The sequence below is a fragment of the Fodinibius halophilus genome (assembly GCF_011059105.1).
GTDB lineage: Bacteria > Bacteroidota > Rhodothermia > Balneolales > Balneolaceae > Fodinibius > Fodinibius halophilus.
The window spans coordinates 31,817-44,290 of sequence record NZ_JAALLS010000006.1 but is presented as its reverse complement, the minus strand read 5'-3'; the positions used below and the strand labels follow the sequence as shown (position 1 = coordinate 44,290).

Below are 12,474 nucleotides of genomic sequence, written 5' to 3'. Positions count from 1 at the left end.
GTTTTAAATCTGTCCTTTGCTACGAAATAGTGGTTACTTAGTTGTGCTCATCTACCATCTTTAATGGGTAAGTTTTGAACATCAGTTTCAGATAAATCTCTTTCTTCAAAATCTAATGCCAGGGAGTTAAGACAGTAGCGCAATCCGGTGGGTTCGGGACCGTCTTCAAAAACATGTCCCAGGTGAGAGCCACAGCGACCACAAACAACCTCGGTACGGGTCATGAAAAAACTATTGTCTTCTCTTTCACCTATCGCTGATGGTTTTATGGGTTTCCAGAAGCTGGGCCATCCAGTACCGGAGGCATATTTTGTTTTTGATGTAAAAATAGGCTGACCACAGGCCGCACAGTAGTAAACTCCTTCTTTTTTGTTGTCATAATACTTATTGACGTAGGGGAGTTCTGTGCCCCGACCCCGTAAAATGCGGTATTCAGAGGAGGTCAATATTTGTTTCCATTCCTCTTTTGTTTTTTGAACTTCGTACTTATCTATGGTATCCGCTTGAGCTGTATGCGGGTGATTTGTATTCAGGGATGCAGATTGCACATTTACTTTTTGATCTTGGTCAGAACTACGACATCCTAAAATTAAAACAATGCTAAACGATAAAGTTACCAGATATTTCATGACGGGTAGTTTGTTTCAAATTGCCTTTGGTTAACAATACGTATTCCCGTGGCATTCGGATTGTATTACATTTCCTAGAAAATTGTGATCCCGGTATAAAAAATGTTGGAGTCGATACCGGGATTGATAGTACCAAAAAAGAAGTTGGACATGTGATGATATTTATAGCCTAGGGTAAAAGAAATATTATCAGTTAATAATAATTCTACGCCACCTCCTAATTCCAGGGTAAAGTTGAATCTCATTCCTTCTTCGCTGGGGAAGCGTTTTCTAAAGTACATGAAGCCCGTAGACGTTTTTAAGAAAGGCTGTAACGTATTTATTTCATTAAAGTTGAGTTGAAACCCCAAGGGGGTAGCCCCGAATCCCCAAAAGTGACCTGCCCCATAATCATACTTGGTGGGTACCAAGGTATAATCCACAGATAGGTTTAGCTCAGTAACATATTCAATGAGGTGCTTATTATTGAGCTCTAGTATTTTGCGATTGTATCGTAACCCAAAAACCTGGAGTTCACCTTTTGGTATTTTTCCCCAAAACCCTCGGCTAGAGTGAAATGAATAGCCCCCGACAATATGAAATTCGTGGACATTATTAGCATCGGCGGGGATCCAGTTAAAATGGTCGAAGAACTTTTTTTGGGAAGCAGATGAAGGGGGTGGAGTATTTTTATCTGCTTGTGCCGAAGCTGAATATATACCACTTGCCAAGAGAAGCAGTACTATTAGAATTAGAAAACGATTAAACATAACCGTGATTTACTAAAATTGATTAATACTAATGTTCAGAGGCGTCTTCGGCTTCGATAAAAACTCGTTTAACGAGTGGAAATTGTGTTTTTATTTCTTTCGTGATCCTCGATATATCATTTTCTAAAGTGGATACCCCCAAAGAATCACTAAAGTCTACACTAATATTTACCAATATGTATTCTGGTCCCATGTGCATAGTTAATGCTTCGTTTACTTTGATAATTGCGTCATGATCAGAAGCTATAGCATGGATGCCTTTGATGATCTCTTTATCGGCGCTTTCTCCAATAAGTAAACCCTTTGTTTCGTAGGCTAGCCAAGCGGCGGTACAACCAAGTATGAGCCCAATAATAATAGAAGCTATGCCATCAAAAAAATGGAGTCCGGTAATTTGTCCCAGCCCAATACCAATAAATGCTACAACCAACCCAAGCATTGCTGCTGTATCTTCAAAAAGGACTACAAATGTAGTGGGATTTTTCTCTTTGCGGACCGCTTCATAGTAACCGCGTTCGCCGCGAGCAGCGTTAAATTCTTTCCACGCAAAATACCAGGCAAAGCCCTCAAAAACCATTGCTAAGCCCAGAACAATATAATTGATTAATGGGTTTTCTATCGGATGGGGATCGGAGAGGCTGTGAATACCCTCATAGATTGAGATACCGGCTCCTACTGCAAAAATCATTATTGCCACCACAAAGCTCCAAAAGTATATTTCCTTACCATGGCCGAAAGGAAATTCCTTGTCAGCAGGTTTCTTTGCTTTTTTAAGCCCCAAAAGGAGTAACAGCTGATTCCCGGTATCAACAACAGAGTGAATCCCTTCTGACATCATTGCTGCACTGCCGGTAAAGAAAGCAGCAAAAAATTTCGTAATTGATATTAGACCATTTCCTATTAATGCGGCGTAGATTACTTTTTTAGATGATGAAGCCATGGGTTACTTGATGTTGAGATATCTATTTAAGGGTTGGGTTATTATTGGAATCTATGGATTGGAAACCGTGATGTATACAGGTTAGTTCCCTGTGTACACAACGCGCCAGATTTTTCCTTTTCGAGAATCTGTAATTAATAACGAGCCGTCGTTATAAGTAGCTAATCCCATTGGTCGGTATTCGGCATTTCCGGGAGACTGAAGGCTGTCTTTACCTGCAAAGCCATCGGCAAACTCCCAATAATCACCTGTAGGTTCAGTATTATCAAAAGGCGCAAATACTACTTTATATCCCTGTTGGGGTTCTGGTGCCCGGTTCCAGCTGCCGTGGAATGCAATAAATGCTCCATTTTTGTATTTATCGGGAAATTGTGCCCCTCCATAAAAGAGCACATCATTAGGGGCCCAGTGACCTGGAAAAGCCAAGATGGGGTCTTCATATTTTCCTTCTTCTGCTACTGTTTGTCCATCCCCACCATATTCCGGGGCGAGCATTTTTTCTTCTTTTTGTTGATCATAATAAGTATAGGGCCATCCAAAGTTATCGCCTTCCTGCACTTCAAAGAACTCTTCTGCAGGTAGAGCAGCATTTTGTTCTGCTGTAAAATAATCTGGCCACAAGGTGTGCAGTTGGTCGCGGCCATGCTGTACTACATAAAGACGATCGGTGTGGGTATTCCAATCAAGAGCTACGGCATTGCGAATTCCGGTGGTATATCGTTTTCCATCTTCTTGCAGCGATTGTCCTGTTTGGTTAGCATCGAATTGCCAGATGCCGCCATGACTTTCGAGTTGAGGGCAGGGGGCCATACCCGGAGAGCCGGGAGTACGCATCTCTTCCTGGCATGCATTTGATGGTCCTCCTATGTTAACATAAAGGTGGCCATCCTGATCAAATGTAATGGATTTGGCAGCATGTTGGCGTTGCTGTGGAAATCCTTCAACAACGACTTCGGCATTACCGCTGGGTACCAGCTTATCTGCACCCAGTTTGTAACGAACGATTTCAGTATTAGATCCAAAGTACAGATAGCCATTATAAACCTGAATTCCTGTACCACTATAATTTCCGAAGTATTTCGTGATGTCTGCTTGGCCATCATTATCCTCATCTGCCAAAGCAACAACTCCATTTCCGTTATGAGGTTCGCGCAGGGCAACATAAATATTGCCATTATTATTTACTGTTATATGTCTGGCTTGACCTATGCTATCGGCTACAACCGTTGCTTTAAAACCATCCGGCAGGCTGATGTCCCCGTTATTATCAGAAAAGTTAATCTCAGAACCGGTTTGGCTGCTACATGCCCCGAGTGAAACAACTGTTATCAATAAAAGAAGGTAATTAACTGAGCGTATCATGTTGTATATTAAACTTTGAGTTGGTGTGAGATCAGCAAGTGTATACTATTTCAAACATCTATGATATATGGAAGCTACAGATACACAAATAAGAAAGGCATTTTTTTTGAAAAACGTTAGTTCGGCAGAAAGTACCCTTTTAAAGGAGCATCTGTAGTTTTAACCACGATCCAGTTTTCGTTGGGTGATAAAAGATAAGGTCCATATCAGTAACCATGCACCGGCCAGGTACCACTGCTGAAAGTAAGCCAGGGTGCCGGTATTGATAGCATATAACAAATGGCTAAACCACTTGGGTGCTTCTGTTTTAGCTTTGTTCATCATGTTTAGGAAATCGTCGCCGACGAGAACAATCAGTTTCACTAAAAGTAAAAGGCCGGTATATCCCCAAAGAAGCCAGAACAGCAGGGAATGTTCAATTAAGACAGTAGCAATAATTGTGGCAGTTACCGTAATATCAACAATTACATCTTTAAACCAGGACATATAAGTTATTTAAATATTCTTTAATTGGATTCGAACTGTACCGCCCCTAATTAAAGAATTGTAAGACTCTTTATCCAAACTACTTCGCTGGAATCGTCTCCAATGTCATCTCGGGTTAAAGATGTTTTAAGTTCCCACCCTTCCGGTGAGCTCACATTAACGAGAAATCCTTTTACTTGTACGATTTGGCCCTGCCGCAGTGAACTTATTTTATCACGAATTTTTTGGGTAGATCCGATAAGATGCATGTTGGCTGCATGTTTCCACATTTTTTGTTGTTTGAGCGGAGGGCGGGCCATCTCCCAGTAAAAGCTACGTTCCGACTGACGTACCATCAGAGATTCAAGGTTGGTCTCATCAGACATCGGTCCCCAGCCAAAAACAACATCAGTAGGTGTTAAATCTGTGTATTTGTCGAAGTAATATTGTTGAATAGATAGAATACGAGCTTCGAGCTTGAGTTTGGCCTTAGGGATTATTGTAAACTCCTTATAGTCAATTTTATCCCTATTGTAGGTGGTTTTTTGAACAGGCGTTTCAGGTGCAACAACACCTGGCCCATGTGTTACCGGTCGGGTAGTCCAATAGTAATATAGACCTCCTGCAATTAATACTACAATCAGTAGATGCTTTAGCATGTTTGCCGTCTCCTTATTAGTTATCCCTTATAAACAAGAGAAGAAAACTATTAAATGTTACAAATTTTTTTTGAATGCCTCTAATGGAGCTTTTAAAAAGCTATTGATACGCCCAATTGCCAGTTTCGGCCGGGGGCAGGTTCATAATATCTTCCTTTATAGGCATTAACTACAACAGAACCGTTGTATCGGGTATTTAACAGGTTCTCAATATTTATAAATGGTTGAAACCTCACATTATGGTCTGTTATCGATCGCAAATAGCTCAACTTAATATTTACTACCCCGTAACGATCATTATACGCACTATTTTTATTATTAGCAGCATACCCGCTATTGTATATATAGGTTAGGTCCCCGGAAAATGTTCCGGATGTCCATTTAAGTTTATTATTTAGTCTGAATTTAGGAATCCCGGGTACTTCATTTCCGGTGATATCATCGTTTAAGGCATCTTTAAAAATAGCTTTGGTAACATTTGCTGTTGTGCTGAATTGCCAGCTGGGGTTGAATTGTACTGCAACACGTCCCTCAACACCCGTATGAGTTGTTTGGCCTTGATTACGGTAGTAGGTAGGTCCGTCAGAACTTAGTTTATAAGGGAGAAGCATGTCCTTAACCCAGAGCCTGTATGTGGCAATATCATAAATTATTGGAGAACTGCTTTTGGTATTTCGGATGCCAACTTCCAGTCCCAATGTTTTTTCAGGTTTTAGGGATGGATTAAAGCCGTTGCCATTACCGGGGCGGTTTACTAATTCCGTTGTTGTGGGAGCTTCAAAAGAGGTACTTATGTTTGTAAAAATGGTATGTGTTGAGGGGGTGTAGCTTATTCCTATACTGGGGCTAAGTGATTGGAAAGTACGTTTACCCGCTTGTTGATTTGTGTCGGCATCTGCCTCGAAGGTTAGGCGATCAAAACGAATACCGCCCATGAAGTTTATGTTTCCTAATGAGTAGGTGCTATTTATAAAGGCTGCCTGATTCCATACGCGTTCAATTTGGTCCACTGTAACAGTACCGCGTTGGGCGTTTCCGATATTTTCGAATTCCGTACGGTCATCGTTTTGTAATTTAGATTCGAGCCCCATTTGCAGATCAAGGTTTTCCCAGCTTTTATCGATAGTAGCTCGGAGGCCGCCTGCCCAGCGGTTAACCGTGATAATGCCAAAGGGGAGGGGATTACTTAAATCTCTGTAGATGCCATAGCCGGTTATGTTGAGAAGTCCTGCCGGGGTGTTAAGAATGTATGAAAGTCCGGCTTGGCCCTGGCCAATGGTTTTGCCGGCTTTGGCAGAATCAGCAAAGAGAGATCTGGCCATTGTTGGAGTTTCCTTGGCCTGTTGCTTTTTTAAGCTGCTGGGATGTTGAGCCTTGGGCATATAAATAGCCCCTGCTTGGTATTTGAGTTGACTTTTAGATGTCAAAGTTGTTTTTCCGGTAATACCTGACCGAAGCATCTTAACGCCACTGTAATTACGGAACCCATCAGAAGTTAAATAGCTTGAATGAATCGCCATTTGATGGTCGGGGTTAGAGATCGAGTATTCCACTTCAGCTTTTCGCATGCCAAAAGAACCGCCCATGGTACGCATTCTTAGGTGAGAATCGTTGTTGTGTGATGGCGTTGTAGAAAGGTAAAGTACACCGCCGCTGCTGTTTCCCCAGTATGTAGCTGCAGGTCCTCTTACGACTTCAGCACGACGAATAAAAGCAGGATCTACAATATTAATCATGGTCTGTCCATCTGCTACAGTGAGGGGAATCCCATTGAGAATAACCTGTATACCCCGGACGCCATAAGCTGCTCGCCATCCTATACCTCGAATGGTCAATTTTTCACCGAGGGCGTAATTATTTCGGTCACCTACCCAAAGTCCGGGTAGCTGAGTGGTAACGGTCTTAAGCGAAAGCGAGGCCGATTGGTTGAGCTCTCGGTTATTCCTGATTGCCGTAGTGAAAGAGAGTGGGGCAGCTTCTGTACTAATGGTAGATTGAATTGCTGTTATGGTAATGGGATCTAGCTTTACCGTTAAGCTGTCTTTATTTGATTGGCTAAAGGCATTGTGATAGCAAAGAACTGATATACTGAATAAGATTAACGCTTTAATAAAAAGTTTATTAAAATTTTCTATACTTAGTAAAACAATCATTTGGACGATAAGTATATTGTTGGATCGATTTATTAGTAGTTACTGTACTATTAATAGTTCAGTACCATTAATAGGATGCTAAACCAGATGGTCTATAGATGACAAACTTGGGTTAGTGTAGCGTTTTTAACGCAAAAAATATTAAGGGTTTTAAAATATAAATAAAATGGATTATCAAATATTAGTAATCGATGATGATAAACCAATGCATATTTTCATCGATAAAGTTTTATCCGATGATTATAAGGTAATTCATGTCTACGATGCACAAGAAGGTATCGATATTTTATCGAAAGAACCGATAAACCTTGTAATTGCTGATATATATATGCCGGGGTTAAATGGCCTGGATTTTGTACAGGTCTTGAAAAAAGATTCGCTTAAGAAGCAGATTCCGGTGTTAGTAATGAGTAATTTGCCTACAGAAGAGAAAAAGAAGAAGGCTTTGGATTATGGGGCAGCTGAAGTAATTAACAAATCTGAAGTCATTAATAATCACGATGAATTGCTCGAGACCATAAAACTACAACTGATTACTAATGTAGTTGTTCCGGAAGTGGGTGATCTGGTACAACGGAAGAATAGATTAATCAAAAAAATTATGTCTGATGCCCGGAATAGCGACTTTCAGACGCTTGTTAAGGATCTTTGCCGCGATATTTTTGAGCAGTTCAATTTAGATTATATCGCTTTCTGTGAAATAACGGGAGATGGCGTTCCCCAACTTATTTGTGATTTATATAATTATTCTCCCAATGGATATGACTTTTCTAAGGATCTGCTGAATGAAGAGACATTTATAAGATTACAAAGTGAAGGGGAGGCCTATCTTTCAAATAATGTGTTTGGAGAAGGAGAGGGAATTATGCAGGAATATTCAAAAAAATATGATCTCTCCTCTGAGATTACGGTTCCCCTTTTTGCTGCGGATGAAAAAAGGCTACTGATGAATAAAATGAAAGTGCCAGAAGATGCAGAGATGTTTGGGCTATTCGTTTTAAAAAGAAACAAATTGTTTACCACCGAAGAGTATCAAATGGTTTCCCGGTTGTTAGTTCAAACTGGTTCTGTTTTATGGCGAATGCATTCCAAGTCGTAGCTTTTTCATTTACAGTGGGCCTTATTTATGAGCAACACGGATATATTATTGGTTATAGAAGGAACTTATCCTTGGTACCGGGGGGGCGTGAGCGAATGGGTTCACCAATATATTCAAAACTGCCCAAACCAGAACTTTCATATTCTGCAGGTTGCAACAGACCAGTATCTAAATGCCCAGGTCTCAGAAGCATTATATCAAATTCCGGAGCATGTGCATTCCTTTTGTCGTATTCCGCCCCCGGATTTGCGGAAAGACTGGCAGGTTGAGTCGTACCGGTGGAAAAACCGGCTAAGGGAAAAAACGAGTCGGCTGGTAAATCAATGTGATTTTGTACATATCGCTAATACCGGTTTTGCCGGCTGGTTGGGAAAAGAGTGGGCTGAAGATACCAATAAACCTCTTTTGCTTACCGAACACGCCCTCTATTGGAAGGAGGTTGATATGGGGGCCGTTGCACTGGAGTGTGGATATAAAATTCCCGATAACAGGGGAAAGAAGGAACAGTACGTACAAATGTTTAAAAGCATGGCGAGGGATATCTATCTCGCAGCTGATATTACTGTTTCTGTTTCAGAGTGCAATATTACGGAACAACAGAATATGGGGGCAGATGATGTGATGTATATTCCCAACGGGATTCCAGCGAGTTGGTTAAAAGAGCACAAAAGCCATCAGGACCCCCTGACAATAGGATGGGTAGGGCGATGCGCTGAAATGAAGAATCCTATGAAGTTCTTTGAGTTGGTCGATGCCGCTCGCCAGATGGAGATTGCTGATATACAGTTTCTTATGCTCTGCTGCGACGCTAATGAACCGGAATTAGCAGGGGGGGTGAAGAAAAAAAGTAAGCAATATTCCGAATTAGAACTCATCTGGAATCAATCTACTGAGAATTATATTGATGAAATGGATGCCCTATGCATAACGAGCCATAATGAATCACAGCCATTGGTACTATTTGAGGCATTGGCACGCAGAGTGTTGCCTATCGGATGGCAAGCAGGTGACGTTACAGAAAAATATGCCCTGATAATAAATAAAGGTGTAGATTCTAATAAATTGCTGCGCAAAACGTTAGAGTTATGGTATCGTCCATATAAATGGGAAAGATATATTCGTGAAAAGTCCCTGTTATTAGCTGAGCAGCATACTTGGGAGAATATTTTTAAGCGATATCGCGGAGTGTTTGATTTGTTGTTAAAGGAGTCCCCGTTATATAATGGATAAATCTAAACCTACCATATTGCTCGAGACTGAGGGTTCCTATCCGTATTCCGGTGGAGGGGTGTCTACCTGGGCCCATATTTTATGTACTGAATTAGTGGATGAGATTGATTTTGTTATCATGGCCCTCACAGGAAGTCCTTATGTAGAGCCTCGATATCGAAGAATGTCTAATATAAAATCTATTATTCATGTTCCTTTGTGGGGAGTTGAAGAGCCTGTAAGTTATTTTGATGAAAGTCGTCCATTTTCGGAACATCTGTTAAAGAAGTCACAAACATCAAGCGAAGTTATCAAGCAGCTCTTTTTGCCGATGTATCGCCGTTTTTTGGATCACCTTTTTGATCCTTTTCAATCTGCCCGGGAATCAGGAGAGCTTATTTATGGATTTTGGAAGTTTTTTCAACGGTACGATTATAAAAAGACCCTTGGGCACCCGTTATTATGGAAAATATTTAAACAACGGCTCAAACAACATTTTGAGGAGATGGGTGATTATAGCCCGAGTGAACATCCAAAAGTGCTGGATGTGACTTTCGGTATGCGTTGGATCTATCACTTCATGATGCCATTGGCAGTAGATATACCGGAGGTAAGTGCTACGCATGCGACAATGGCGGGTTTTCCGGCTATTTCTTCTATCGCAGCAAAATTTGAATATGGTACCCCCATGGTGGTCACCGATCATGGGGTATACATTCGCGAGCGTTTAATCAATGTTAGCCAAGCAGATATCTCTTACTTTTCGAAAAGGTTGTTGATAAATATGGCTACATTTATAACGCGAACAGTTTATCACTTTGCAGACCGTATTGCCCCGGTAACGTCCATCAATGCAAAATGGGAGAAGAAATATGAAGCTACAGAAAATCGCATCAGGCCTATCTATAATGGGGTAGATGCTGATCTCTTCAGGCCGAAAGAAAAGCCAAAGCATACCCGGGATCGCCCTACCGTTGTTGCCGTGGCACATGTGTTTCCGTTGAAAGATATTGAAACGATGATTCGATCTTGTGAGCTTGTTCGTCGCGATGTGCCGAATGTCCAATATATTATTTATGGTAGTTTAGAGGTCGATAAGGCCTATGTACAGAAGTGCAAAGACTTGGTTGAAGAACTGGATCTGGAAGACCATTTTGAATTTGGAGGGTATCACGATACCCCCAGTAAAATATTTAACGAGGGAGATATATCAATTTTAAGCTCAATATCAGAAGGGTTTCCATACACGGTGCTAGAATCTATGAGCTGTTCACGTCCTGTGGTGGCAACCGATGTGGGGGGGGTAAGAGAAGCAGTTGAGGGATGCGGCGTTTTGTGTAAACCTAGAAATGCCAGGGATTTAGCAGATGGAGTTATAAAACTTTTAGAAGATGATGACCTTCGAATAGAACTTGGGCAAAAGGCCCGGTCAAGAGTACTGCTCAAGTACACCATTTCGAAATCTGTAACAAACTATCGCAATCTCTACCAGTCTTTTCATGAACAAAAGCATATTCCCAAATATAATGAGGTGCAATTGCCTTCTGTGAATAGATTATTAGAGGAGGTTGTGGAATATGGCTGAATCCCCCGACATAGAAAGCGCAACCATTGATTCGGTTGATGAGCTCAAAAAGGAGGTTAAAGATCTGCTTGGTAATCCGCTAAGCACCCGGGCAGTAGCTGCAACAATTGAATCTATCGGGGTTCGCGAGGTAGATGTAAAGCAAGATTTCGGTTATGATTCTATATTTGAGCTTGCCGATGAAATTTATGACGAACTGAAAAAGGAAGCGCGGCAAAGTGAGGAAGAAGTAGATGAGGAACTGGATGCAAAGATAGGAACGACCGGTTTTTGGGAGCAGCTAAAATTCTTTTGCTTTTATTATGGTAAGGGATTACTCTTTTCGTTGCCCATGCTGAGCCAGATTGCAGCGGTTATTATTTTCAGATATTCATTATGGGCATGGTTGGAGTTCAATGAAGCCCAGGCCACTGTTGTTGCTTTTGGTACTATTACCGCCTTTGTAATTACCGGTGGATTTATCCAGGTATTAGGTAGATCTGTTACAACCCATAAGAGTAATAATAACTATCTTTTGGCTTTTGAAGCAGCCAAACAGATCTTGAGTGTGGGTGTTGCAACGGTTTTTATTGCTTCTTTGGTCTTTTTCATAATTAATTTACTTATCCCTTTTTACCCCCAGGCCATGATTTTATTGGGACTAATCTATATGGTCTTGATTAGCCTGCTTCTGCTGGGATCCGGTGTTTTATATGCCTTGCAACAGCAAATACCAATATTAGTAATTATTGTAGTTGGAACTTTTGTTGTCCTATTCAATATGGAGGTAATGGATATGGGCATATATCTCTCTCAGTGGTTGGCTATGGCATTAACCACAGCCATGTTATATGGCTATGCCTACCTCTTTTTTAAGCTCAAAATACGGTTTAGTGCCGATGAGAATATTGAACAGTCGCTAACCAAACCGGAGGTACGCTATTATATTAACTATCGCTATTTTGTTTATGGATTGGGATATTTTCTCTTTCTTTTTCTGGATCGAATTCTGGCATGGTCGGCCGGTCCACCACCTCCGCCATATATTATCTGGTTTAACACTCCCTATGAACTGGGGATGGATTGGGCACTATTGACTCTTGTTTTAAGCGTGGCAGTACTGGAATATAGCGTAGAAGCATTTTCTAACTACTTAGTGCCGTTACAAAAGAAAGCAAAATTCAGTGAACTAAATTCGTTTAATAAATTCTACAAGAGGTTTTATTTTCGTCAAGTATTACTATTATTAATAGTGAGCGCAGTTTCAATAGCCCTTACCTATTATTCCGTAATAAGTTTACGGGTTTTTGAAAATGAAATTCCGGAAATCCGTGACTTTTTTGCGAACCCTATGACAACCAAGGTGTTCTGGATTGCCAGTATATCATATATTTTTTTAAATATTGGCTTGCTGCATACTCTATTCTTTTTCACCTTACATAAACCCAAATATTCGATGTATTCAATGTTGGCAGGATTAGCGGCAAACTTTTTTGTCGGATATATCTGTAGCCGAATTTTTGCGCTCGAATATGCTGCCATCGGTTTGTTGGCCGGGGCAATCTGTTTTGCGCTCGTATCCGGCATAATGGCCAAGAGATTTTTTCAAAACTTAGATTACTACTACTATTCTGCATTTTAGATT

Annotated in this window: 11 protein-coding genes; 4 read left to right on the top strand and 7 right to left on the bottom strand. The window is 40.9% G+C overall.

What is annotated here, in order from left to right; all coding sequences use genetic code 11:
- Nucleotides 1-47: 47 nt before the first annotated feature.
- The 7 genes from msrB to G3569_RS06025 all read right to left on the bottom strand — a co-directional run bounded on the left by msrB (nt 48) and on the right by G3569_RS06025 (nt 6,957).
- Nucleotides 48-629 (bottom strand): peptide-methionine (R)-S-oxide reductase MsrB, encoded by a 582-nt coding sequence (gene msrB / locus G3569_RS06055; protein ID WP_165267110.1) that lies wholly within the window; start codon nt 627-629, stop codon nt 48-50.
- 74 nt (nt 630-703) lie between these two features.
- A complete protein-coding gene (locus tag G3569_RS06050) occupies nt 704-1,378 on the bottom strand; it encodes an acyloxyacyl hydrolase (protein WP_165267108.1) in 675 nt (224 codons plus the stop codon).
- 28 nt (nt 1,379-1,406) lie between these two features.
- Nucleotides 1,407-2,318: a cation diffusion facilitator family transporter gene (locus G3569_RS06045; RefSeq protein ID WP_165267106.1), complete on the bottom strand. Its 912-nt coding sequence runs from the start codon at nt 2,316-2,318 to the stop codon at nt 1,407-1,409.
- A gap of 81 nt (nt 2,319-2,399) precedes the next feature.
- A complete protein-coding gene (locus tag G3569_RS06040) occupies nt 2,400-3,680 on the bottom strand; it encodes a PQQ-dependent sugar dehydrogenase (RefSeq protein ID WP_165267104.1) in 1,281 nt (426 codons plus the stop codon).
- Between the two features lie 159 nt (nt 3,681-3,839).
- The gene (locus G3569_RS06035) at nt 3,840-4,166 is read right to left on the bottom strand and encodes a hypothetical protein (RefSeq protein WP_165267102.1); all 327 of its coding nucleotides are present in this window, start codon (nt 4,164-4,166) and stop codon (nt 3,840-3,842) included.
- Between the two features lie 50 nt (nt 4,167-4,216).
- Nucleotides 4,217-4,804, bottom strand: a complete 588-nt coding sequence (locus G3569_RS06030) for a hypothetical protein (RefSeq protein ID WP_165267100.1) — start codon at nt 4,802-4,804, stop codon at nt 4,217-4,219.
- A gap of 92 nt (nt 4,805-4,896) precedes the next feature.
- Complete coding sequence (locus G3569_RS06025; protein ID WP_165267098.1) at nt 4,897-6,957, bottom strand: TonB-dependent receptor family protein; 2,061 nt, start codon at nt 6,955-6,957, stop codon at nt 4,897-4,899.
- 166 nt (nt 6,958-7,123) lie between these two features.
- On the opposite strand from G3569_RS06025, the gene G3569_RS06020 reads away from it, so the two are divergent.
- From G3569_RS06020 to pelG, 4 genes are read left to right on the top strand one after another with little or no spacing between them, the layout of a single operon-like run.
- Nucleotides 7,124-8,056, top strand: coding sequence for a response regulator (locus G3569_RS06020; protein WP_165267096.1), 933 nt, complete (start codon nt 7,124-7,126; stop codon nt 8,054-8,056).
- Between the two features lie 27 nt (nt 8,057-8,083).
- Nucleotides 8,084-9,286 (top strand): glycosyltransferase, encoded by a 1,203-nt coding sequence (locus G3569_RS06015; RefSeq protein WP_165267094.1) that lies wholly within the window; start codon nt 8,084-8,086, stop codon nt 9,284-9,286.
- Entirely contained in the window at nt 9,279-10,850 is a 1,572-nt protein-coding gene (gene pelF, locus G3569_RS06010) for a GT4 family glycosyltransferase PelF (RefSeq protein WP_165267092.1), read from the top strand. The genes G3569_RS06015 and pelF overlap by 8 nt, the downstream gene beginning before the upstream one ends.
- Nucleotides 10,843-12,471, top strand: coding sequence for an exopolysaccharide Pel transporter PelG (gene pelG, locus G3569_RS06005; protein WP_165267090.1), 1,629 nt, complete (start codon nt 10,843-10,845; stop codon nt 12,469-12,471). The genes pelF and pelG overlap by 8 nt, the downstream gene beginning before the upstream one ends.
- Nucleotides 12,472-12,474 lie beyond the last annotated feature (3 nt).